General features: G+C 52.9%; 19 protein-coding genes. 4 read left to right on the plus strand and 15 right to left on the minus strand.

All coding sequences use genetic code 11. The annotated features are described in order from the left end of the window. Nucleotides 1–9: 9 nt before the first annotated feature. The 13 genes from AC1DWB_RS12630 to AC1DWB_RS12690 form a co-directional block, all read right to left on the minus strand. Nucleotides 10–5,952: an S-layer homology domain-containing protein gene (locus tag AC1DWB_RS12630; protein ID WP_477541422.1), complete on the minus strand. Its 5,943-nt coding sequence runs from the start codon at nucleotides 5,950–5,952 to the stop codon at nucleotides 10–12. 26 nt (nucleotides 5,953–5,978) lie between these two features. After that, entirely contained in the window at nucleotides 5,979–7,631 is a 1,653-nt protein-coding gene (locus AC1DWB_RS12635; RefSeq protein WP_477541423.1) for a beta-N-acetylhexosaminidase family protein, read from the minus strand. Further along, complete coding sequence (locus tag AC1DWB_RS12640) at nucleotides 7,624–8,994, minus strand: FAD-dependent oxidoreductase (RefSeq protein ID WP_477541424.1); 1,371 nt, start codon at nucleotides 8,992–8,994, stop codon at nucleotides 7,624–7,626. The genes AC1DWB_RS12635 and AC1DWB_RS12640 overlap by 8 nt, the downstream gene beginning before the upstream one ends. A 100-nt stretch (nucleotides 8,995–9,094) precedes the next feature. Continuing rightward, the gene (locus AC1DWB_RS12645; RefSeq protein WP_477541425.1) at nucleotides 9,095–10,123 is read right to left on the minus strand and encodes a LacI family DNA-binding transcriptional regulator; all 1,029 of its coding nucleotides are present in this window, start codon (nucleotides 10,121–10,123) and stop codon (nucleotides 9,095–9,097) included. Between the two features lie 124 nt (nucleotides 10,124–10,247). Then, a complete protein-coding gene (locus tag AC1DWB_RS12650) occupies nucleotides 10,248–10,793 on the minus strand; it encodes a GNAT family N-acetyltransferase (RefSeq protein WP_477541426.1) in 546 nt (181 codons plus the stop codon). 24 nt (nucleotides 10,794–10,817) lie between these two features. Further along, complete coding sequence (locus AC1DWB_RS12655; protein ID WP_477541427.1) at nucleotides 10,818–11,723, minus strand: Gfo/Idh/MocA family protein; 906 nt, start codon at nucleotides 11,721–11,723, stop codon at nucleotides 10,818–10,820. Between the two features lie 34 nt (nucleotides 11,724–11,757). Then, nucleotides 11,758–13,107, minus strand: a complete 1,350-nt coding sequence (locus AC1DWB_RS12660; RefSeq protein WP_477541428.1) for a hypothetical protein — start codon at nucleotides 13,105–13,107, stop codon at nucleotides 11,758–11,760. 40 nt (nucleotides 13,108–13,147) lie between these two features. After that, nucleotides 13,148–14,353, minus strand: coding sequence for a M20 metallopeptidase family protein (locus AC1DWB_RS12665; RefSeq protein ID WP_477541429.1), 1,206 nt, complete (start codon nucleotides 14,351–14,353; stop codon nucleotides 13,148–13,150). Nucleotides 14,354–14,393: 40 nt separating this feature from the next. Beyond that, complete coding sequence (gene sdaAA / locus AC1DWB_RS12670; protein WP_477541430.1) at nucleotides 14,394–15,314, minus strand: L-serine ammonia-lyase, iron-sulfur-dependent, subunit alpha; 921 nt, start codon at nucleotides 15,312–15,314, stop codon at nucleotides 14,394–14,396. Further along, nucleotides 15,311–15,991 carry an L-serine ammonia-lyase, iron-sulfur-dependent subunit beta gene (gene sdaAB, locus AC1DWB_RS12675; RefSeq protein ID WP_477541431.1) on the minus strand — a complete coding sequence of 227 codons (681 nt, stop codon included), beginning with the start codon at nucleotides 15,989–15,991 and terminating at the stop codon, nucleotides 15,311–15,313. Before sdaAB ends, sdaAA begins: the two co-directional genes overlap by 4 nt. Nucleotides 15,992–16,109: 118 nt before the next feature. Next, the gene (locus tag AC1DWB_RS12680; protein ID WP_477541432.1) at nucleotides 16,110–17,174 is read right to left on the minus strand and encodes a dihydrodipicolinate synthase family protein; all 1,065 of its coding nucleotides are present in this window, start codon (nucleotides 17,172–17,174) and stop codon (nucleotides 16,110–16,112) included. Between the two features lie 3 nt (nucleotides 17,175–17,177). Next, nucleotides 17,178–18,194: an NAD-dependent epimerase/dehydratase family protein gene (locus AC1DWB_RS12685; protein WP_477541433.1), complete on the minus strand. Its 1,017-nt coding sequence runs from the start codon at nucleotides 18,192–18,194 to the stop codon at nucleotides 17,178–17,180. A gap of 132 nt (nucleotides 18,195–18,326) precedes the next feature. Beyond that, nucleotides 18,327–19,535, minus strand: coding sequence for a serine hydrolase domain-containing protein (locus tag AC1DWB_RS12690; protein WP_477541434.1), 1,209 nt, complete (start codon nucleotides 19,533–19,535; stop codon nucleotides 18,327–18,329). 85 nt (nucleotides 19,536–19,620) lie between these two features. Between AC1DWB_RS12690 and AC1DWB_RS12695 the strand changes: the two genes are divergently transcribed. From AC1DWB_RS12695 to AC1DWB_RS12705, 3 genes are all read left to right on the plus strand, one after another. Then, the gene (locus AC1DWB_RS12695) at nucleotides 19,621–19,800 is read left to right on the plus strand and encodes a hypothetical protein (RefSeq protein WP_477541435.1); all 180 of its coding nucleotides are present in this window, start codon (nucleotides 19,621–19,623) and stop codon (nucleotides 19,798–19,800) included. A gap of 93 nt (nucleotides 19,801–19,893) precedes the next feature. Beyond that, nucleotides 19,894–20,664, plus strand: a complete 771-nt coding sequence (locus AC1DWB_RS12700) for a P-loop NTPase family protein (RefSeq protein WP_477541436.1) — start codon at nucleotides 19,894–19,896, stop codon at nucleotides 20,662–20,664. Nucleotides 20,665–20,835: 171 nt separating this feature from the next. Continuing rightward, nucleotides 20,836–21,294, plus strand: coding sequence for a hypothetical protein (locus tag AC1DWB_RS12705; RefSeq protein ID WP_477541437.1), 459 nt, complete (start codon nucleotides 20,836–20,838; stop codon nucleotides 21,292–21,294). Between the two features lie 229 nt (nucleotides 21,295–21,523). Here the strand turns inward: AC1DWB_RS12705 and AC1DWB_RS12710 are convergent, their stop codons facing one another. Continuing rightward, nucleotides 21,524–22,573 (minus strand): HD-GYP domain-containing protein, encoded by a 1,050-nt coding sequence (locus AC1DWB_RS12710; RefSeq protein WP_477541438.1) that lies wholly within the window; start codon nucleotides 22,571–22,573, stop codon nucleotides 21,524–21,526. A gap of 156 nt (nucleotides 22,574–22,729) precedes the next feature. Then, nucleotides 22,730–23,578 (minus strand): AraC family transcriptional regulator, encoded by an 849-nt coding sequence (locus AC1DWB_RS12715; RefSeq protein WP_477541439.1) that lies wholly within the window; start codon nucleotides 23,576–23,578, stop codon nucleotides 22,730–22,732. A gap of 141 nt (nucleotides 23,579–23,719) precedes the next feature. Here AC1DWB_RS12715 and AC1DWB_RS12720 point away from each other — a divergent pair, with 141 nt between their 5' ends. After that, nucleotides 23,720–25,027, plus strand: coding sequence for a Gfo/Idh/MocA family protein (locus tag AC1DWB_RS12720; RefSeq protein WP_477541440.1), 1,308 nt, complete (start codon nucleotides 23,720–23,722; stop codon nucleotides 25,025–25,027). Nucleotides 25,028–25,264: the final 237 nt, after the last annotated feature.

Here is a 25,264-nt window from a genome sequence, read left to right on the forward strand (position 1 = left end):
GACTATGTCCTAGAGTATCCTGTGCAGCATTACTGCTGCTTGCGCTCTGGTTGTCGGAGCCTGGGGAGCAAACGAGCCGTCGTCCATTCCCTGGATAATCCCGGCTGCTTGCATAGCGGACACCGCATCCGCGGCATAGCCGCCGACCGCAGCTCGATCCTTAAACAGCGGCAGATCGCTCCGCTGCGCCAGCTGGATTTTCAAAACCTGGGTAGCTCTGTACATCATGACGGCCATATCCTGGCGGGTAATCGTCTCCTGAGCACCGAACCTGGTACCCGTAACGCCGTTCACGATGCCGAGCTTCTGAGCGCTGGCGACCGCATTGTAGTACCAGGCATCCTTCTCTACATCGGAAAACGCAGTAGTCGCGGTTGGCACTCTAAGGTCGAACGCATTGACCAGCATGGTTACAAATTCCGCTCGGGTCACGTTGCCGGCAGGATTAAAGCTGCCTGCTCCGATTCCCTGGACGATCTCCCTTGCAGCTAACGCTTCGATCGCCTGGATCGCCCAGTCCGCGCCTGCAAGATCGCGGAATGTCACTTTGACTGGCACCGCCGTGTAGTAGCTGAAGTGCTTGGCATTGAATTCAACCTGGCCGGTTTTCGGATTATATTTGCCATTTTTAATGAGCTCAAGGGTGCCATCCTCAAGAATGCAGTATACCACGACTTGATTCGGATTCTCCCCCGGCTGGAGGGTGTATGGAAAAGCCACTCCCACGGTTTCCCCGCCAAAATCGCCCAGTTTCTTGCCATCCAGACTCAGATTGAAATCAAAGACGGGAGCACTTCCGATCTTCTCCCTAGCCTCGGCAGGAAGCTTGGCCGGATCTACCTTGGCGACACTCAGACGAACATCGCCCGGCGATGCGGTCCCAACGCCTTGGAGCAGACTGCCCGGCAAAGAAAGCGTGGCGAAACCTGTCTCAATCCTAAACGTATCGGCCGTCTTCTGCCCCTCCGCATACAATTGCTTGAGAGGCAGATCGACTTGCATTTCCTTCGCACCTTCGACTGGCTGGACTTTGAACACTGCAATGCCATTGGTCGAATTTTGAATCCCCGCTCGCAGCTCTTCCGGCTGGATCACGACCGATGCCATGCCTTTCTCGTCCAGCTTTGGCTGAGAAGCGGACGGAGCCGGTGTCGATGTTGGCGACGGTGTCGGTGTCGATGTCGCCGTCGGCGTTGGCGTTGGCGTTGGCGTTGGTGTCGGCGTCGGCGTCGGTGTTGGTGTTGGTGTTGGTGTTGGCGACGGTGTCGGTGTCGGCGTCGGCGTTGGCGTTGGTGTTGGCGACGGTGTCGGCGTCGGCGTTGGCGTCGGCGTTGGCGTCGGCGTTGGTGTTGGCGTCGGTGTCGGTGTCGGTGTCGGTGTCGGTGTCGGTGTCGGTGTCGGTGTCGGTGTCGGTGTCGGTGTCGGTGTTGGTATTGGCTCAGTTACCGTTACGGTACTGCTTGCCGTCTTGCTGCCGTCTGCAGTGGTCACGGTGATCGTGGCCGTACCGGCCGCTTTGGCTGTCACACGGCCTGCAGCATCTACTTCAGCCACCGCAGGGTTGCTGGATCCCCATGACACCGCTTTGTTCGCCGCATTGGCCGGGGCTACGATCGCCGTCAGTGGCCCCGTCATTCCTGCGACCAGATCCAGAACGGCTGGGGTCAGACTTACGCCGGTGACCGCGATCGACGGTTCCAGCGCGTATTCCAGTTTCGATTTTCCGTCTGTAGCCGTTACACGGATTACAGTCTTGCCTGCAGAGGCATTCTCGATCACCACGGCTGCACCTGATTGGGTAGCGGCGGCTTGAACCACAGCCCCAGGCGCCAACTGAAGCGTGTACTTCCGGATCCCCGGAGAGAATCTTTGCAGCGGCACGCCGTTCACGGTAATGCTGGACAGCGTCGCATCGGTTTGAGGTACCGCAATTCGGGACATCGTCGTCCCTGCCTCAGGCGCGTAGTAGATGCTGCCGTCGATCCCTATGCTCATATCATTCACGAATACGTCTGAGATGATTTTATACGCAAGGGTCTGCGGATCGATCACGATCAATTTGCGGGACAAGGTCGTATACAGCAAGCCGTCAGGGCTCCATTGCAATCGCATCGGCTTCCACTTGCTGGTGTTATACAGACTGGGTTGAATCACTTTACTCTTCATAATCTGTTTGGTAGTGACGTCCATAGCGAAGATCGTGCCGTCCACCGCACCCCACAGATAGCCGTCCGGTCCAAAGGAGAGCTCGCCGATCATCTTGGGCGCTTCATCGATCCCCGGAATGTTCAGCTTGAATTCGTCCACCTTTTGGCCCTTCGCTACGTCCCAGATGAACAGCTTGGCTTCCGAGGCGGCCGGTACGGAGCCCAATCCGCCCCAGATGGATGTGCCTATATAGAGGAGTCCATCCTTGTAGGCCAGTCCAATTATGCTCAGGTCCGGAACCACATCGTTGAACTGTTTCCATACGTCGGTCGCTTCGTCATAGACGGCCAACACGCCGCCCAAATATCCATAGTCGGGCACCGTGCCGACGAACAGCTTGTTGTCCCCGGAAGTTATGGCGAACGGTCGATCCTGGTGGTTTGTAATATCATAGACCAGCTTCGGATTCTGGAGCAGCGAGACGGGCTGAGCAGGATCGAACCGATACATGACCGCACCCACGTAAGTCCCGTAGTACACATGATCGTTCATGAATCCAATTCCCTCCGGCTGAGCGAATGAAGAGATATTCACATCAATCCGGTTGGTGAACGGATTATAAATGCTCAAGCCCCGTTGGTATCCGCCCAAATATTGCCTGCCGTCCGGTCCGGTACCGATTTCTTGGATTCGAACAGGCTGCGGAGATATTTCGAGCTCGACGAAGGAGAGCCAGCTGTCAGCGGGATCGTACAGCACGTACTCCCCGTATTGAGTGACTATTGCCAACACGGTTTTCCCGGCTTTTGCACCGCTGTGCATCTGGATCCATTCCATGTCCTTCACACGAGGCGTATCGGGCAGTGGGACAGGAATCGCGATTTCAGAAATCTTATTGTTTTTGGTATCGTACTGATACAATCGGGATTCGTACTTGTAAAAGATCAGATCCGGATTGGCCGGATATGGCTTGGAGATCATCGCATTGTACTGAAACGTGTTCTCGATCTGATACGTATCCTTATTCATCACAACCATATCGGACGTGCTGGTCGAAACAAGTAGCTTGTTGTGGACGATGAACACATCGGTCATGATTTCTGGAGTTCCTGTATAGCCCGGGACTGCAATTTCCGTTTTGGCCCCGGTTACGCGGTTGATTTTGAATAAGTGCTTCACGGAACCCAGTGCGGCATATATATATTCGTCGTCTACACCGATGCCTCTGACATAATCCTGACCTTGCATGACAGAGCCGTAGTCACGGAATTGGCCGGTTGCAATGTCGTATTCGAATACTTTCCCGTCACCTTTGTCCTTGTTGTACGTCCCGCCGTATAGCTTGCCCTCGGGCGTCGCTTCGAGATCCCATACCCATTTATCGGAAGGATTGACCCCCAGCAGCTCCACTTTCTTTTGGACAGGCAGATAGCGGTACAATTTCCCGTCGCCCGTGCCGGCGAAATACACGTTTTGATCGGGGCCTATGGTCATAGCCCATAAGGCTTCCGTATTAGGAATGACTTCAGAAAATTTCTTTTTTCCCGTCTCCGCATCTAGGACTGTGAACGTCCCAGGCAATCCATTCGAATGAAAATAAACTTCGTTCTCACCCAGGGCATTTTGCTGGATAACACCGGCTTGACCCAGACTAACGCTCACCATCGGTCCCAGATTTACCGGCGCGGCATATTGTCGATCCAATGGCACCTCCTCCGGTACGATTGCAAATGATACGTCATCAAAATAAGCGTTCGTCAGGCTAATCCCTCCTGAATATAAGGCAATCTTGGCGTAGGCGGCTTGTTCGGGGGCTGCGGAGGCGACCCTCATTTCAGTCCATGTGTTCTTTCCAAGAGCTAAGGACCCGAATAATTCCTGTTTAAAGCCAATTTGGGAATCTTGATTATTATAATAATAAATTTCCATAACAATATTGTGGGACTGGCTTACTACGTTTACAAACGCTTTGCTAATGTACGATCTGCCTGGAAGGACAGCGATTTTGTTGCTCAGCACCCGCAGGCCCAGCACGTTGTCGCTGTCGGAGAAATGCAGGCTGTAGGTTCCGCTGCGAATCCGGTCCGTATTGCGCTCCAGCAATCCCGTCGCTGCGGGATCGAGGGACCAGTCCGGAATATTGCCGGCCACTAGGTCCTTTTCATATCCCGGATTCAGAATCTCGGTCGGATACACCTCGATTGGCGGAGTTACTTGGACCGGCACGACGGAGACATCGTCGAAGTAAGCTTCCGTCAAGCTTACATCCCCCGAGATCAAATAGAGCTTGATTTTGGTAATTCCGGACGGCACGGTGAAAGGCACTTGGATCTCCGTCCATTTATTCGTACCCAAGTCGGCCGCAGTAAAATTAATGGCGGTCACCGTACCAACCTGAGTCCCTTGATCGTTATAGTAATGGACCTCGTACCCGATCTTGTGGGATTGACTTACGACATTTACATAAGCTTTGGCTTTATAGGCCGTATTGGCTGTGACTGGAATGATATCGCTCATCACTTGCAATTTCTTCGAAGATTGATCTTTGAAATAAAGGCTTTTCGAGCCTGTGCGTGCTTTATCCGCTCGGATCTCCAGGATGCCTTCCGTAGTTGGCACAAGACTCCATCCTGGAATGACGCCRCCGGCCAAATCCATTTCAAACCCAGGATTCAAAATCGTGCCGGGTGGTTGGCTCGGAGTTGGTGTCGGTGTCGGTGTCGGTGTCGGCGTTGGTGTTGATGTCGCCGCGAATGACACGTCTTCAAAGTAAACATCTGTCAAGCTTTCCTTATCGGAATAAAATCCGACCCTTGCATACGACGCTCCGGCCGGAGCGTCCGAAACATTCTCGATCACACTCCAGGCTTTCAGTGGAAGCGCCGGATTCAGCGCTTGCTGCCGCTGTGTGAGCTCCACATCATTGACATCAAAATATTGAACCTCGAGAGCAATTCTTCCTGTTTGCTGCACGACATATACAGACGCCGTGACCGTGTACGATTTCTCGGAGATGACCGCTATTTTATCGCTGATGACTCGCAATCCCGGAGACGTGGCGAGACTGTCCGAATCCAGAAGATGAAGGCTTTTCGTTCCGCTCTTGACTGGCGCAGCGCTAATCTCGATCACGCCGGCCGTCGCCGGATCCTTGCCCCATCCGGGAATACTGCCGCCGGTCAAGGGCATTTCAAACCCCGGATTCAAGGGAAGCAACGAACTTGCCGTCGATTCGATCGAGACATCGTCAAAATATGCTTCCGTCAGGCTGACGTCGCCGGAATTGAATCGAACCTTGACCGTAGCGGTCCCTGCAGGCGCCGTGAAATCGACAGCCATTTCCGTCCACTTATTGGTGCCTAACTGGACGGCCGTAAAGTTGATAAACTTAGCCGGGGTAATCTCGATGCCATTATCCTTATAATAATGTACTTCATACCCTATTGTGTGGGATTGGCTGACGACATTTACAAAGGTCTTTGCCGTATAGGACTCGCCGGCCGTGACAGGAATAGCCTCGCTGGTCACTTGGAATTTGGAGGCGCTGCTGTCCTTGTAATGCAGGCTCTTCGAGCCGTTGCGAGCTTTCACTGAACTAATCTCCATTAAGCCAACCGTAGAAGGAACGATGCTCCAGCCCGGAACCGTCCCACCCACTACATCCATGTCAAAATTGGGATTCACTAGCTCCTGATTCACATCGCTTGCCGCCATGACTGAAACCGTATTCATTTGCAGCGTTCCAAAAACCAATGTAAAACTGATAATGATTGCCAGCCAACGTCTGGATACCTTGCTCCTCATTCGGATCACCTCGATAATATATGTAATTAGGGTTCAAGCCAACGTTGATAAAGCTTTTCTGAGTACTCGACGATATGCCGCGCGTAACGGTAAGGTTCCTGTTCCGATGCAAACGCTTCTTGCAGCTGTTGCAAAGCCTGTATACTCGATCCGATCTCCGCTAGTGTAGCCAGGATCACCTCCCTTTGCTCCTTGCTTGCGGCTGCTTTTTCGGGATCGACAGCCCTTGCAGGAAATAGAGGGATATTCCAGCTAGTCAGTACGGACAGCTTCGCCTCTATCATTTCGAACAAGGCGCGGACTGCCGGCCGCATGCGTTCCGGATAGCAGCTGTAATAGTCGTTTAGAATCTCTACCAGATCGTCGCTCCATAATGCCCTGCAGAATACATAGCTGTTAAATCCATGCACCCACTTCCACGGGTAGGAGTCCGGACCTCTATAGGGGACGATCAGATTCACGATCCCGAGCACGTTCCGCTGCTCGTAATAAGCTACGTCGTCCATGATCCGATGGGGAAGGAACGGAAACAGGTTAGAGAGCATGTAGTGATCGCTGTAATATTCGAAGATCGTTAGCTTGCGCCCCGTTTGCTCCAGCTCGCACGACCACTGCTCAATGGCCGCTCCAGCTCTACGCTCACCGTCGCGCGGATGATCCTCATAGCCGTATCGATAATCACGTCCCCAAAAGGCGAACAGCGTATCGGCTGCTCCGGAAGGCCGAGTCTCCCCAAGCTCCAGCATGTTCCAGGCTAACCCCGCATTATAAGCGATGTGCTCGACGGCTATATCAAGCTCAAATGCTTGCATACACGCGTTCAACCGCTCAGTAAACTGCAAATAATTCGCAAGGAAATGTTCCGTTTGCCGGTCCGCGATATCCTCCGGCCACAACGAGATTCGGGTCAGATTGGGCACATGGCGACAGTATTCCGTGATCTGCTGGACCATCGGAAGCTGCCAGCCGATATCGCGGAAGTCCAATTGCGCCTTCGCCGTATACGGGTGATCGGCTTGCGCTTGCGGGTCCTGGCCCTTCTGATGATTCAAGAAAAACTTTATACTGTGACCGCCAAGCGTGACTTGAATGCCGCGTTTGACAATCTCGGGAGCCAGCTCGGCACCTACCTGGTCCCACAAAGTAAAGGTGAAAAAGATCTCATTGATCCGATTGTGCGCGAACCAGTCCAGTAACTGCTTCAAGTATGGCGGGTCGTTTATCGTCTCCACTACAAAGCCTCTACGCTCCATTCTAGGAGCATACCGGCGGATTCGCTGTATGCCTGGCTTTGGAACGATCGCCGTTTGGTGCTGCGGAGAAGGATCCATGGCGAAAATCGAAGGCGTAGTCCCCGGATAAATCGCATGCAGCCCCCACGCTTCCCGGGCATATTGATATACCGCGTACAGAGCCGCTCGCTCGGATTTCCCGGAAAGCACCAGTTGATCCTCGGTCTCTCTAATGAAAAATTCATCGGAAAAGCCAGTGTCCTCCCAGACGAAGCCGTCTTCCTCGAGCCACGATGGCTTTGCCTCCTTCAGCTCCTCCCATGTCCCGATCCATCCCATCGCGAGCCGCGTATCCTTGCTTTTGCCTGCCACCCTCAGCAGCCTGCTCCATTCCTCGGCTGCAAAGCTCAGTACAGGGTGTTGGCTCGAAATCGGAAACCTATCCATAGATGACCGTCCCTTCCACTCTGCCTAATTCAGCCTTTCCATCGAGCAAACGCAGCTGCAATTCACGGATCGGCACCTCAGCCGGATCGCACTTATACGCCACGGCCAGGGCGGCTGCAGTGCCTGCCGCTTGGCCGATCGCCATGCAGCTGGGCGTCAGGCGAGTCGTAGCCTGTGCTTCATGCGTAGTGGAGATGCATCTGCCGGCCAACAGCAAATTCGGCGTATTCACTGGGACGATGCTGCGATATGGAATATCGTACGCACCTCCCTCCCGGATGAAATTGGCGGTGACCCCTTTCCCCTCCGGGTTGTGGATGTCGATCGGGTATCCGCTGCGCGCTATGACGTCATCAAATCTTCGTCCATCGAGTACGTCGGTGCCGTTCAGCACATATTGCCCGAGAATCCGCCTCGACTCCCTCACCCCGATCTGAGTGCCGACTGCCGAGATGCTGGCTTTTTCGAATCCCGGTACGGACCGCTGCAAGAAAGCTTCCAGCATAAGGACCTGCTTGCGCCCCTCGATCTCCGCCGCAGTCAAATCCTCGATATTCGTCGGGTCCAGACCGGACACGCGGGATACGTTTACGAGCACCTCATCATCTTGCGGCCCGCTGAAGAAGAGAAGTCCGTCTCGCTGGATAGGAAGGTTGGAAGCCCTCCATTGGCTATAGAAGCCCAAGACGCCCGTGAGAGGCAGCACATCCAGCTCGGAGATCAACGATTTCTCGTAGAATTCGGACGGGTTTTGCTGCATATAGCGCTTCACCAGGTTCAGGTCGACGCCCCTCATCCGGAATTTCATGGTCATCGGTTGTACTTTGCCTATAAGGTTTCCTTTCTCCCAAGGGGCGCCAGCCCTGAAAGCAAGATCGCCGTCTCCGGTCGCATCGATGTATACCTTGGCTTTCAGCTCCGAGATCCCGCTTTTGTTATATAGGGAGATCCCGCTGATGCGAGTACCATCGGTCCGGACATCAACAGCCGACGTATGGAGCAAGAGGTCAGCCCCCGCTTCCTGGAGCATGTCGCAAGCCAGTACTTTGTACACCTCGGGATGGAACGGTGTCAGCGTATGAACAAATCCGATCGTATCCCTCAAGTGGCCGGGAGAGGCGCCTAGCTCCACCAAACGATCCACGATTTCTTGGGCAATGCCTCGGATGACCTGCTCGCCGGATGCCGAGTGGAAGGTCATCCACGGGTACACCATAGCCGCCGTAGACATTCCGCCCAGAAACCCGTAACGCTCCACCAGGATCGTCCTAGCTCCGTTCCTCGCCGCGGCGATGGCGGCCGTAATCCCAGCCGGTCCCCCGCCGAGTACGGCAACATCATATTCCTTATGCAATCTGGCCAATAGCCGGTTTCATTCCCTTCTTTTTTTGGAGCGCTCCCAGTTTTGCATATAGAGAAAGCAAGCGACTTCCTGCCTATCCGCTTGCTTATCCTCCGCAAGGTTACGCCGTTCCCCTCACGATCAATTCACATTCAATAATGACATCCTTGGATGCGGTGGCATCCAGCTCGCCGCGAAACATTTCGAGCAGCAGGCCGATGGCCTCCAGTCCGAGTCTTTTCTTATCCTGGCGAACCGTGGTAAGCGGTGTGGAAAAATACGCGGCAGCCTGAACGTCGTCAAAACCCGCGACCGCAACATCCTGCGGAACCCGATAATTCCGTTCGTAGAGCGACTCGAGGGCGCCGAATGCCATCAAGTCGTTGGCCGCGAACACGGCATCGAACGTAATGTTACGCTCCAGCAGCTGTTGCGTCTGACGCCGCGCCTCCTCCTGACTCGCCCGGCCTATGACCACGAGAGACGGATCGAGCGCGACTCCCGCTTCCAGCAAAGCCTGACAGTACCCGGCGAATCTCTCGTTTTCGTGATAGGTATCCATGATGCCCTGGATGTATACGATGCGGCGTCTGCCCAGGTTCAGCAAATGCCGGGTCGCTTGATACGCCCCGCTGCGATAATTCGAGGTGACGCAGGTGAGGGGCAATAGATCGAAGTTCCTTTTTCCTATCAGCACATAGGGGATATTCTGCTGCCGATAATAAAGCAAATATTCCTGCTGAATATGTTCCCCCATTATGATAAGTCCGTCCACCTTCCGCATCGTGGCGATTCTCTTCCAGTAGTCCTGGTCGGAGCGGCTGCGGTCGGAGAACAGGAGCAGGTCATAGTCGTTGGCTGCCGAACCTGCTTGAATGCCCTGAAGCGCTTCATAGAAAATATGGTGCGTCAAAATATCCGGCTTCGATCCAAATACCATGACGCCGATATTGCCCGTCTTGCCTCCAGCCAAGCTTCTGGCTTGCGGATGGGGAATGTAGTTGGTCTGCCCGATAATCTCCAGCACTTTTTCTCGCACTTTGGGCTTTACGCCTGGTTGGTTGTTAATGACCCGGGAGACGGTGCCTCTGGATACGCCTGCTAAAGCTGCGATGGATTCCAATGTGTGCTTCACTTGATCATTTATCATGGGAGCGCTCCAATAATTTGCCTTACATTTAGTATTATGCAACCGGGATCGGATGTCAATAGAAAAATCCCTCGATGCGAATTCTATGATTCGCATCGAGGGAAAGCAGGTGATTCGTATTAATTTAATCCACACGCCGACCGAGCTGCTGCTCGATGAGCGCCCAGCCTTCGGCGCAAGTGTCGCTGTTGCGGTACGGCTTGAAGCCGTACTTCAAGTACATGCTGACAGCTGGCCAGCTCGTCGTCTGCGTCGTCAAGTAGGCACTCTCATGCTGCAGATCGGCGAGCACACGCAACGCTTGCGTTAATAGCGGATTAGCCAGCTTCTTGCCCTGCTCTTCTGGGATAATGCCGACCCAATGGATGCGCCCTTGCAAATCGCCAAGGGTGTTGCCCCGCCAAGCTGTAGTCGTGCCAACTAGCCGGCCGGACGGATTGACGAGGAACAGGCAGCGCAACTTCATCTCTTCGAGATAGGAACCGAATTCGCGGTTGAACCGTTCCTGTGCCGCCTCCCGGTTGGGGAACTCACCGGCAAGAGTCTCAATGTCCGCCCATGCCTGCTCATCACCATCCTGATACATTCGGATGCTGTAGCCGTCCAGCAAGGGCGCTTCGGGGATGTCGTGCAAATGCTCACGGTGCATCGCTAACGAGATGTGTTTCAACGCCGCTCCCCCTCCTATCCATGCTTAAAGCTTAACCGTTGCACCCGTCTCGCGGCTCTCATTGGCTGCCTCAATAAACCGAATAAGCTCCAACGTTTCCGAGAAATCGATAGAAGGCTTACCTTCTTGGAAGAGCACAATAATGCGATCGAGCAAGCTTGCGTAGTAAGGCTTCGGATTCGAGTATATATCTACATATCGCGTAGTCTTCTCACGGTGCAGGGTAGCTCCGAACTTGTTGTTGTTTTTGCGATTTCCGCGTACAGTACCGATTCGTCCATCCGCCCAACGGCCGATAATCAAGTCATGGTCCTCATTGGTCGTCACGGTCACACTTTCACAGCCTTTGCCGAATGCAGCGTACAGCATCTCAACCGAATGAATGCCGTACCAGAAATACCCTTTCTGTGTCGGCTGTATGGCCATCGGACCGAATGTATCGACTCCGATAATGCTGCCGTTCTCGTTGTCGGACAATGCTTCCAAGAGGCCCTCCGCATAACGCAAGGCAGACGTACTCATGATCGGAACATTGTACTGGCGAGCCAACGCTTCGATCTGATTGGCATCCTCGGATGTAATAGCTAATGGCTTGTCAATATAGACCGGCTTGCCGAATGGAGCGATCTTAGCGAACTGTTCCAGATGGACACGACCGTCGACCGATTCCAGAAGAATCGCGTCCGACTGTTCAGCAACCGCTTCCACAGAATCGACGATTTGGACCCCGTAGGTATCCTTCAGCGTATCAGCAAATCCTTGAACACGGGAGATGCTCAGTTCGAAATCTGGGGAACCGCCTGGGAAAGCAACGACTACCTTACCTCCTGGTACGTGGAAAGCATGACTCGAATCGTTCAATAATTGCGTAAAGGCCGTAACGTGAGAAGTATCCAACCCGATAATTCCGATCTTCAATGAGCTTGACATAATCCAATTCCTCCTCTTTTTGTCCCACCTATTGCTAACGTACCAATTCATTCAAGAACGACAGCCGGTATATTTGCTTCGGTCTGCCCTTCGACTTGCCCTTCTCTTCCCCAACGATTTCTATCAGCCCGCTGTCGAGCCAGGCCAGAAGGAATCGATGCGTACTTCTTACCGTCACACCAAGCACTGAAGCCAAATCCTGCGCGGTGTAATCCGTCTTGCCGAATCGCGTCACATGAGCGACCAGCTTGCTCATATAGCCGGATGTAAGCCCAGCCTCCTCCGCACGCTTGAGCAGGTTGGCATCGATCAACGACAAATCATACTCATGCGGATGCGTCATCTCGAGAGGTCCGATCACGCTCTTGTCTTCCCGCACGATGAAGCAGATGTCGCCGCCCGTCTCCTTCGAATTGCGCAAGGCGAGCCGCGCATGAGTCCCCGCTTCATTGGCAGAGCGGCCGAAACCGATCCCGATACTCAAGCTCAACCCATAATATTTCTCGACAATACGGGCTAGCGGAATCGACTTGTATCCGTAAGTTTCCCGTTCGAAAATCCCTCGGGTAGTAATAAACAAATATTCGTTGCCGCCCATATGAGTCAAGTGGCCATCAAGCGACTCTACGTATCCAAGCAGCATGCGGTGAATGTCGAGCTTCAACCGCTGTACTTCATGCTCGGACGAACGTTTACTGGCAATTCGCTCGAAATCGTCGACGTGAATGAATCCGACAACAATCTGAGATTCTTTACTGCGGCGTGTTTCTGTAGACAATAAGGAGCGCTCAAGCGAAACGATAATATCCTGATCCGTAGGCTGCATCCATTCATTGGGGATGCCCCGCTCGGTTAATGCATCCGCTACCGAACCGACACCTGTCAGCACAGCCTGCGTCTGTCCGCTGCGGAACAACTGCTCATGGAAGTCGACCAACGATTGCATGCTGACAAACTCCGCCCCGTTGGAATATTCCAGACTGCCAGGCGTCTCACCCAACTCCTTGTACGCCCGATCCACGACTTGTCTCGATATTGTATCTACAGACATATTCTGGAGGCCGAACCGCTTCTCCATCCGGAATAGCGCACGATACAGACCTGAACCGGTAAGCGGAACGTAATGAACCGGTATCCGGAAATTCACTTTTTCGACGGCCAGTCTATAGGGCACCGGACCTGAGAAGAGCAACACTTCCACTTGTCCTTGCTCCATAAGCTCCCTAGCTAGCTCAGGTGCATCTTCTTCTTGTTTGTAGACTCTAGCCACCGTGTCGAAAGAGGGAAATCCCTTCAGACAATGATCCATCTTTTCCACAATTACCTCGGGACCGATAATGCCTATCGCAATCCCTTTCGTTTCAGAACTGTTCGAATCCGCCATGGTAAGCCTCCAAGAGATAATGTGGTGCCTGGGTCATCCATTACTGACCGGCGCTTAACCGGGATAATGCCACAGCGGCAAGGAGTGATGCCCCAATGGGCAAGCATTCTTCATGCAAGTTGAACTTCGGATGATGCAAGCCAAATGCGTGTTCGGCCCCTTCCTGCGGCCCCGATCCGAGCCAGAAGAAACAACCAGGCACATGTTGCAGATAGATCGCGAAGTCTTCGCCTGCCAGCGTCGGTGCTGCCTCAACCCGGTTGTCCCGGCCGATTAAAGCATCCGTCACCTGTTCGACATGGGCCACACAAGCATCCGTACTTACTAGCACCGGCGACATGTCCGTATACGTCACTTTCGCCTTGCAGCGATACGCTTCCGCGATTGAGCCTGTAATCCGCTCAACCCTTTCCTTCATTGTGCTCTGAACGTCCGGGGAGAATGTACGGATCGTGCCAACCAGTTCGGCTCGATGAGGAATAACGTTGTAAGACTCCCCAGCGTGCAGCTTGCCAATCGTTACGACGACCGGGGCGAACGGCGATATTTCCCGACTTACAGCGGTCTGCAGCCCCATCACAATGGCGGAACCCGCCACGACAGGATCGATGCTCTGATCCGGAATCGCGCCATGACCGCCCTTACCTTCCAGGGCAATATCGATACGGTCTACTGAACCCATAAGGGAACCATACCGGGTCGCTACTTTGCCAGCTGCTAGGGTCGGCAGATTGTGCAAGCCGTATATTTCATCAACGCCTTCGAGTGCGCCCTGCTCCACCATGAGCTTCGCGCCTTGGTTAACTTCCTCGGCCGACTGGAACAAGAAACGTACCGTACCATGGAGCTTGTCCTTCTCTTCAACGAGCAGACGGGCTGCACCGAGCAGCATCGTCGTATGCGCATCATGACCGCAAGCATGCATGACGCCGGTCTTCTCCGAAGCGAACGGCAATCCCGTCTCCTCTTGAATCGGCAACGCATCCATGTCAGCGCGCAGCGCCACAGTCGGGCCCGTATGAGCGCCGACGAGATCCGCTACAAGGCTATGACCGCCTACACCGGTACGAACTTCATAGCCAAGTGTGCGCAGTTCAGCCGCCACCTTAGCGGCCGTCTCGGATTCTTGCAAGCTGAGCTCCGGATTGCGATGCAAGTCACGGCGGAATGACACGAGCTCGCCTTCCATCTGTTGACCTCCCGCTAGCAGTTGTTCGAGCGGCGCGGAAGAACTCGTTGCTGCCATTTCACTTCACCCTCCTCTTCATCCTTATGCTAGTTACATTCTAATTCAAAGGTGTCTGTTCCTGCTTGCTTGTCGATTTACTTTTCCCTTTGCGGTAGAGCTGGTTCATAATCTCTTTACCCGTCGGGGTCTGAGCTAACCCACCCTTGGCCGTCTCGCGATGCGCTTCCGGCATAGCGCTTCCAACTTCGAGCATGACCTGTATGACTTCATCCGATGGGATGACACTACGAACGCCGGCGAGCGCCATATCCGCAGCAGCCAGCGCATTCACAGCACCGAAGCCGTTGCGGACGATGCACGGAATCTCGACAAGGCCGCCAACCGGATCACAGATCAGGCCGAGTGTGTTCTTAAGCGCAAGCCCCACGCCATGCGCGGCTTGACCCGGTGTGCCGCCGCGCAGCTCGACCATGGCGCCTGCCGCCATGCCGATCGCGGAGCCGACCTCCGCCTGGCAGCCGCCTTCGGCGCCAGACACGAACGAATTGTTGGCGATGACGTAGCCAATCGCACCAGCAGCGAACAGCGCCATTACAAGCTTGTTATCATCCCATCCGAACCGCTTCTGGCTGGAGACGAACACGCCCGGGATGATGCCGCAGGAACCGGCTGTTGGGGTCGCAATGATGCGGCCCATCGACGCATTCACTTCAGAGACGGCAAGCGCGTTCGCCATCGCTTCACAGGCAACGTCGCCTACAGCGGCCTCATTCGTTGCCATGTAGCTGATAACACGCTGCGCATCACGTCCCGTCAGTCCGCTGCGCGAGGTCGTGTCCTCCGTTAATCCTTTGCGAACGGCTTCCTTCATGATCTGATAATATTCGGCCATCTTTGCGAATTCGTGCTCCTCAGATCGACCGGACTCCTTGGCCTGTTCTTCCAGCATCATTTGTCCGATTGTTTTATCCTCTTGCTCGCATAACTGCACAAGTTGCTTCAATGTTCGAAATCTCATGGCTGACTCCTTTCCGTGAGATCCACTTTTTTCACTTCACGTACGGTCGACAATTGCTCGATCTCAAGGATCAGCTCATCTGTAATTGTACCATCGACATCGATAACCGTCACCGCTTCGCCGCTTCTGCCCTTACGGTCCACAGACATATGGCCAATATTCACACTGTCCCGGCTTAGTAACCGTGTGACCTCGGCGATCATACCAGGCCGATCTTCATGGAAGATGATGAGCGTCGGATACATCGCAGTAAACTTCACATCGAAATCGTTCACACCTAGCATTTCAATGTTGCCTCCTCCGATCGAGGCCCCAACAACCGTTGCTTCGCGATCTCCGGCCTTCACCACCAGCTTCGCGGTATTCGGGTGAGGGAACTGACCTTTGCCTGGCCGAAATTCAATCGTCATACCAAGCTGCTCCGCGATGCTGATCGAAATAGGAATACGAGGATCGTCCGTGTCGAAATCGAGCAATCCGCCAATAATAGCCAGATCGGTCCCATGTCCTTGATATGTGTCAGCGAATGAGCCATAAAACAAGATGTGGGCATGCCCGGGAAGCTCGCCCAGCAAATGTCTCGCCACCCGACCGATGCGAACGGCTCCTGCCGTATGTGAACTGGAAGGACCTACCATGGCCGGGCCGATAATCGAAAACACATCTTTAAACCGCATCCAGGATCCCCTCAACTTTTCTATCCCTATAGTATGCCAATATTACGCGAATGGATAAATCCCCCTCGATTAAATCGAGAAAAACGGACAGCAGTTACTCTGTCCGTCTCTACGTGTACTATTTCAACCACTCACTCAAGTTCGCTTTTACAAAAGCATCGTCGTTCAAATGAGGGTAGTCGTTGTACATCCGATCGATCTCTTCGGACTGCCCCGGTGACAGCACTTCATGCGGATTCAAACACCATGTGCCTTTCATCAGACCTTGACGGCGGAGCACTTCATGAATACCTGGGATACAGCCTGCAAAATTGTTAGCCGGATCGAAGAAAGCCGCATTCGACTCGGTCACTTCGACATTACGGGTCAGCCATTCAGCGGATAAAGTAGCGTCATTGCGAACTTGCTTGATCTCGTCCAGTAATTCGACCGCGCTCTTCGTCCAAACGCACCAATGGCCAAGCAGACCGCCGACAATCTTCTTCTCAACGGTTTCTCCATTCACATTGAAGCGATACGTGGTAAGCAGATCGATGACGATGTTGTCGTCATTACCTGTATACAGGGCGATCTCATCACGGCGCTTCGAATAACATACCGCGCGCACAACGTCGATCGTCTGGTACCGGTTGAACGGTGCCATCTTGATCGCAACTACGCCTTCGATGTCAGCTAGCTGACGCCAGAAGTCGAAGCTGAAGATGCGACCGCCAACTGACGGCTGCAGGTAGAAGCCCACGACATTAATGACTTCGGCAACAGCACGGATACGCTCTAGGTGCTGCTCCTCGGTCCATTCCTTCAGACCACCCATGCTGACAAGACCCGCGTCATAGCCAAGTCGGACCGCGATCTCAGCTTCCTTGAGCGCTTGTGCCGTCGGGCCGCAAATGCCAGCCATCTTAAGAAATGTGCGATCCAGGTTCGCATTGTCCACTTCTTCAGCAGCGAGTTTGAGAACAGGCTCATACAAATTGTACTGCGGTTCGCGAATTTCGAATTGTGTGGAGTGCACACCTACAGCTACTCCACCAGCTCCAGCTGCGATATAATAACGGGTTAACGCCCGTTGATGTTGTTCATCCAGCTTCCGATCCTCGTTCAGCGCAAGCGGCTGAGCGGGAATGACGAGACCGTCGTGCAGCGCCTTGACTTGCTCAGGAGTTAACGGTTTGCGGCTCATGACTTAGTATTTCCCCTCTCTTTCTTGGAAATGAGTCGGCTTGTTCCATGTTTTACCATCGGCCAATACCCATTCCGAGATCCAGTCGATCATTTGCAGCAAGCTGACGCGCGGGTAACCGAACGTTTGGTGCGCTTTGGAACAGTTGCTGAGCAACGCCGTATCGGCTTCTTGACCGATGATGTTGGGATCTACACCGAGGCGTTTCGCGAATTCTTGCGCGACCCAACGCAGGGATACCGTCTCAGGACCGGACATATTGAATACCGCTGGAGGCGTGCTGCACACATTCAAGCAGCGGATCGCCCACTCGTTGGCGTCGCCTTGCCATACGACGTTCGCATGGCCCATGGTCACATCGATCGGTTGGCCGGCTTTTACCGACTTCGCCATTTCAAGCAGAACCCCGTACCGAAGATCAATCGCATAGTTCAAGCGGTAGATCGCCATCGGGATGTCGTATTTGTGGGAAAAGCTTTCGAATACGCGCTCGCGGCCCAGGCAGGACATGCCATACTCTCCGTTTGCTCCAGGAGGCGTCAGCTCTGTTGCTCCACCTGAATAAACAGGAGTCAGAGGGTAAACATTACCAGTAGAGAATACCACGATGCGGGAATTGCGATACTTCTCGGCAACACGGCCTGGCAAGTATGAATTCATCGCCCATGTGAAATGTTCGTTGCCTGTTGTTCCGAATTTGTTACCGGCCATATAAATCACGTTCTTCACATCGGGAAGCTGCTGGAGTTGGTTGTCGTTCAGCAGGTCGACCGAGATCGTCTCAATTCCGTCCGCTTCCAATTCGGCTTTTAGCTCTTTATCGGAAAAGCGCGACGCGCCGTATATTTTCTTGCTGACCCCGGCTTGCTTCAATGCATTTTGTGCAAGACGAGCCAAGCTTGGACCCATCTTTCCACCAATTCCTAGCAGCATGATGTCCCCGTCAATTGCGGCAATGTCACGGACGAGCGCCTCAGAGGGCTCCGCCAATTTGGCTTCCAGTTCGCTTATCGTTTTCATAAGTGCTCCCTTCAAAACGTGAGATTTTCTTGTTCCTGACTCTATATTAAGCGATCTAATAAATTAGAGACAAGTCTATAAAGCGTCTATAATTAACGGCTGCAAAGTCTCAAAATCGTCTGTAATTGCGCGTCATTGCAGGCTTCCAGCAATTGCATTATGGAGACGTGCCCGAAGGGCTGCAACCGACTTCGAACGACCATAGTGAACGCGATTCGTAAGCAGTGTGACCGCGAGGCCGTACTCGGGGTCCACGTACAGACTTGTGCCGGTGAAGCCGGTATGGCCGTAGCTTGTTGGGGAGAGCAGATCCCCCGATGCGTCGTATGGATCACCCTGCAGCACCCAGCTCAGGCCGCGATGGCCGGTAGTCAGGATGCCCGTATGGCTGCGAATCGCAGCGCGCACCGTCGCCGGGGACAGAATCCGGGCGCTGCCGTCGGCTGCTGCGCCTTCATGCAGCCACATGGCCGCATAGCGGGCCAAGTCCGTCGCGGTCGCGAACAGACCGGCGTGGCCACTAATGCCGCCCATGGCGTGGGCATTCTCATCGTGCACCGTGCCGATGCGATACGCTTGTGCCTGCTCGTCCCACTCGGTGGGCGCGATTGTGTTGCCATGCGCGGTGCCCTCCGCTGCGGACAACGGCACATAGCCGCTGGTACGCATGCCGAGCGGCTGCAGGATGTGTGCTTGCGCCGCTTCCGCGAGCGGCATGCCGTGCAGCTGCTCCGCAAGCTCGCCGAGCACGATGTAGCCCAAGTCGCTATAGACGACTTGGGTGCCGGGCTCGTGCTGGAGCGGCTCTGCGAGGACGCGCGAGACGATCTGTTCGCGCGTCCAGCCGTGCACGTGCAGGTTGACGAACGGCTTCAGCCCCGCCGTATGCGTCAACAGCTGACGGATCGTGACTGAAGACTTACTTGCTGGGGCAGCGTTGGTTGCTGCTACTGCTGCCGTCTTCCCCGTGCTAGCAGTTACCGTATCTGGTGCAGCTTCAGCAAACGCTGGGAAGTATTGTGCCACCGTATCATCCAACCGCAGCTTCCCTTGCTCGACCAACTGCAGTACGAGCGGCAGGGTGACGACTACCTTCGTCAGCGAAGCTACGTCGTATAAGGTGTCCGGCTGTACAGGCACGAACGCCTCACCGCTAATTCCCGCGCTCCCTGCCGCATACGTGACCGTATACCCGCGACGGCTTATCGCGATTACTCCGCCTGGAATTACTCCTGCCTCTATTTCTCTATCGATACATTCGAATGCCTTCATCAGCTTCTGCGGGTTTAACCCCATTGGCCCGGCGTGCTCAAATCCAGCTATATGGTTGTGGTGTGTCATAGTCTGATCATCTCCTGTCTTATACTCCAAATCTAACATATAATCCTAGATAAGAGTAATCTTCGGTTAAAGGAGAATTATGACGATGGAGACAAGCAAACTTATACTCATAGAGGGCATTCCCGGCTCAGGCAAGTCTACGATCACACAGGCCATATCCATAAATCTGGAAGCTAGTGGAATTAAACATAAGTGGTGGTATGAGGAAGAGCGAGGTCATCCCGTCTATATGTTTCATGATGAGCCCTCGATGGAAGCTGTATAACGAGGTCTGGCTGACAGGAACTTTCAACAAGTCATCGATAGAGCTTTATCACAATGGCGAGCGTTCGCGGAAAAGGTTGCGGGCGGGAATCAAGTGGTACTGGTGGACAGCTGTCTATTCGGCTACTTAACCTGGAGTCTGTACCCTGCGGGGGCAGATCAAGCCCTGATTGCTGCATATGTCGAAGAAATCGCTCTTATAATTGCTCCCTGTTTCCCGAAGCTAATCTACTTATCCCCAGTCGACATCGAAGCTTCGTTCAAGTGGATATGCGACAAGCGCGGTGGGGGAACGGAGGAGCGATTCATTCACCAAGCCGTTCAGTCGGTCTATGGCCGCAAGCACCACTTGGCCGGATTCGCTGGCCTGATAAGCTATTGGCAGGATTATCGGACGATGACAGACGAATGGTTCAATCGACTGGGCACGGACAAGCTTGCCATGCGGGTTGAGGATCATAATCGGGACGACTCCTGGGATCAGATCCGATCTTTTCTAAACCTTCCCGTTAAGCCTGAATGTGCCGACATTGTCGAAGAGTCTCAGAGGCAGATCACCACACAACGTGTATTTCCGCGATACATCGGCCTCTACACGGACACAGGCTTAGACATAGACGTAGAAGGAGCAACTCGCTGTGAAATTAGCCTGGATGCCGACACCTTATATATCCATGGCGGAGGACCATCCATATGGCCCCATACCCGGTTGCTCTACCTTAGTCCAGGCGTGTTTCAAGTCGAGTCGTTGCCGATTCAGCTGACGTTCCTGTCCGATCCCGATCGCTTGCATATTACAGGCCCGGAGTTGTTCAGCGGTCCTGTCGAGCGGCTGCTGCTCAAAGTGACGGCTGACATACTATAGATCCGCTTTACATAGAAAGAACCCGAGTTTAACTGATAGCCAAATTCATCGAGATACGCCTATAATGTGTAAAGCCCCCTCGACGATCACCTATCCTAAGCTTGTTAGATAATCAAATTTTCACCTGATAGCCTAAACTAAGGAATAGATATATTAAGGATGTGTGTGAACTTGAACAAAAAGATATTTTATCTTTTAATCGTCATTGCCGTTGCTTACATTGGATTTTTTTTATATCAAAATTTTTCTAAATATTATAAGGCCAAAAATGTTGCTACAACTTTCTTAAACGAGATTACACAAGGTAACTATGATTATGCATATAATAGTCACTATCTCTCTACAATAAACCCTACCATCGAAGATAAAAATAGATGGGCAAATAAACTAGAAAAGTTGAAAATAGAAGGCTTTTATGTCACTGGATACATTAACTTAAAAATTGAGCTTGATGATGCATGGGTAACTGGTAGCTTAACGTTAAAAGTAAATGAAAATGGTAAGAAAGTAGAGTATCCAATGTACATGAACTTTGATACATATCGATCGCACTATTATGTATCCGAGTTGCACCATCTTAATGAAAGTGAATCCCTAAAGAACTGGGTAACAAATGTACAAGGTAAATGAATTGGACCAGAAATGTGTCACCTAATTGTATTCTACCAACTAATATTTACATAGGACCTGCCCTATACGGGTAAGAATTTCTAGTGTCACTACCGTCTAGGTTATCCCATCCCGACTAGGACCGCTGTTGCTCAGCGGGCTCACTTTTACAGTTTGTCACTGAAGCTCACTTAACATAGAAAGACCCCCTATCGGTGAGGCCAACTGCCACTCCGATAGGGGGTTATTTTTACGCGCTGAAGGACAACACTTGATGAATATGCAGATCAGGCTGTTTGCTCAAATCAATGAAAGAGTCTCCGGATTGCACTAACGGTCGCAAGTGATCGTGAGGGTTGATTAGAACGATCTTGCCGCTCGTTCCATCGGATAGCAGCACATCATAGCCGAACAGTGCCTGCATGTTTTTGTTAATCAGCAAGTACACAATCGCCGGATCAAATGCCCCGAATGCACTGCGATCCATCTGCTGGAGTACTTCATAGAACGGGCAAGGCGTGCGGTATACTTTCTCCGAGCTCATCGCGTGGAACACATCGGCCACCGCCACGATGCGGCTGAACAAGTCAATCTGTTGGTCACGGATACCGTGTGGATAACCCGAGCCATCCATCCGCTCATGATGCTGTAGCGCGGCAAGCGCCTGTCTGCGGGTGATGCCCACGGTATTACGGAGCATGTCATGTCCGAACACGGTGTGCTTCTTCATCAACACATATTCTTCGTCATTCAAGCTCTCATTTTTATTAAGCAGCTCAAGCGGAATTTGAGTCTTACCCACATCATGCAGAAGGGCAGAGGTCGTCAACTGAAGCAAGTCAATCTCGTTCAGCCCCATCCATTTGCCTAACAAATTCGATATCACCCCAACTGCAAAATGGTGCCGATACAAATAATCGTCCTTCGTCCGAAGGGCGGCGAACAGATCGAACAAGTTCGGTTGATCGGTGATGCTCTGGATGACAGGGATCACTTGCTTGCGAATTTCCGCCACTGGGATTCGTTTCAGATACCGAATATTTTCGAACAGATGGCCCATCACATCTATGGCTTCATCCACGGCTTGAGCATGTGTATTGCCCGACTCATCCCGGTATGGCCCGAGGAACTCAACGTCCTTGTCCGATAGACGAATACTTTGACCTTGTAACAATTGAATATGCTGACGGTCGAGCAAAGTCGACGCCGCAATGAGCAGAACACCGCTTCTATTAAACACGTCGTGCAGCAATCGCTTGCCGACAAAAAAATGGTTCGAATGAGTATCCTTGCTATTCAATGCTAACTCCTCCAATTGCTGCCGGAACACCGAAGCGCCGAACTCGAGACTCGAGACCTTTAATAATAGTCACAGTCTAGCACGGGTAACTGAACATTTTCTGAACAGCGTAGTTCCGATGGAAGAGTCGATTTCACCCACCAATATACAATGGAATTAGTAGGTTGCAGGCGAAAGTTTATTTACCATTTTCCGGTATTCCATGGGCGACATGGCCGTGACTTCCTTGAACTTTCGATTAAAGTGCGACACGTTGGTGAAGCCGACTTGCCCTGCAATTTGGATCATTTTGTACCGGGTTTCCCGAATGAGCCGCTGCGCCTCCCGGATCCGGACTGTATTCACATATTCGGTGAACGTGAAGCCTGTCATTTTTTTGAACAACCGGGTGAAGTGAAAGGGACTGATGAAGAATTGACTAGAGATGGTATCTAGCCGCAACGGCTTGTCGAAATAAACATTGCAGTAGGCGATAATCTCGGCGATCTTCTCGTTCAGCGGACCGATTGGTTTGGGTGCAGGCTGATCGGCCATTTTGCGGGCGGCGAACACCAGCAGTTGAATGAGCAAAGCTCCTGTATGCACTTCTTGCCCAGGTCTCGTCTCATCGGTTGCTTCCTGTTCCAGCTGGAACAGCAAGTTCTCTACATAGCTTTGCTCCTGCATATTGAGCTCCAGCATCTTGTTGTCGGAACGGAAAGGMGTAAGCAAGAACTCCAGGTACCGGCCGCCGCCGAACTCTTTCATATACGGTTCCTTAAAATAAATAAGCGTCCGCTCATGTCCAGGCCCTGCTTTATCGACGGTTTTGTGGATGTCGTTTCTATTGATGAACAGAAGGCAGCCCTTCTTCAATTCATAGCTCTGATTCTCGATATAATAGGTTCGTTCCCCCGCCAGCAAGTAGTAGATCTCATACGAATCGTGGTAATGGTATTTCGCCATCGTGTACGGCTTGGTCCGCCTCATGCGTTCGATGTAAAAGTCACCCGTCGTAATATTCATCCATACTCACCTCACTTGTATCATAAAATATCGAGAGCAAGATATGCAAATAATCGAGAAAATAAGCAAGAAATCCGTAGAATTCTTGCTCTATCTTGTAATATGATTAGAGCAAATTCGTTTCACACAAGAGGTGTGTCCATGAGAAAAAAATATGCAGTGTGTGGTCTCAGCAACCGGGCAATCAGTATGTTCATAAAGCCGATGTTGACTACGTTCTCCGAACAGGCCGAGTTGGTCGCGGTACTCGATATTGATCCAGCACGGTTCGAAGTGTTCCGGCACAAACAGCCAGACCATGCCCACATTCCAGGATACAGTCCAGATCAATTCGATCAGATGGTTGCGGAGATGCATCCAGACGTGATCCTTGTAGCTGGCCGCGACGATACGCATGCCCGCTACATCATCCGGGCGCTAGAGCACGGACTGGATGCGGTATGCGAGAAGCCGATGGCTAYGACAGGTGCAGACTGCCGGGCGATTCTCGAGGCGGAGGCCGCGAGCAAGGGGAAAGTGACCGTTACGTTCAACTACCGTTATTCACCGATCCACACCCGGGTCAAGGAGCTGATCCTGGAAGGCCGTCTCGGCCGTATTACTTCCGTAGACCTGAATTGGTACATCGATACGTATCACGGCTCCAGCTACTTCCAGCGTTGGAACCGCAAGCGCGAGTTCTCTGGAGGTTTGTCCATTCACAAGAGCTCGCACCACTTCGACCTGGTCAACTGGTGGACCGGTCAGCAGCCAGTGGAAGCGTTCTCCTACGGCGCCTTGAATTACTTCGGTGCGGATGGTGAACTGAACCCTCGGCGCGAGGACGGTCGTCATTGTCAGACGTGCGACGTGAAGCGCGATTGCACATACTACAGCCGGTGGAACTCGCGAAGCCGCGACTTGAAAGTGAAGGACGATCATATCGGCACGGTAGCCGTCAGCGGTGGAGTGCAGCCGTATACGAACTATCGGCCGGACATGTGTATCTACGATTCCGAGATCAATATCGAGGATACGTACACCGCCACGGTGAAGTATAACCAGGGAGCTCTGCTCAGTTACTCAGTCAACTTCTCACTACCTTATGAAGGATACCGCTTGGCGATTAATGGTACGAAGGGCCGTCTAGAGACGCAAGAGTATCACGCGCCTTCGCGGATTCCATTCCCAACGCCAGTGCAGACGATCGACTATTACCCGCTGTTCGGCTCCAAGGAGACTCTCCATGTGGTCCACCGTGACGGCGGCCATGGCGGCGGAGATCCGGTGCTGCTGGAGGACGTGTTCCTCGGACCTGATCCGGCGCGGCCTTATGACATCTTGTCCGGCTCGACAGACGGCGCTTATTCGATCGCAACCGGCGAAGCCGTCTGGCGCTCGGTGAAGGAGCACCGTCCGGTACGGATTGACGAGGTATTGGGCGCTTCGCCGGCAGCGGTGAAGGTGTAGGAGTGCGGTTGCGTGAATCCTATAGCAGGAGTGTAACGTACAGCGTGGACCGAGTCAGACACTCGGAGGTCATGTAACATCCAGTTAAGAGCAGCCATCTCGCTAGTGTACATTCGAATCGGGTAGGAGGCTACCCATTAATTGAGTAGCCGACCTCCGACACCACCTTACGTACCCGTTCGGTATACGGCGGTTCCTTAGTTTACGTATTGAATTGTCGGTAGTAGTCGGTAAAGA

Source organism: Paenibacillus sp. P4_E11 (genome assembly GCF_056401635.1).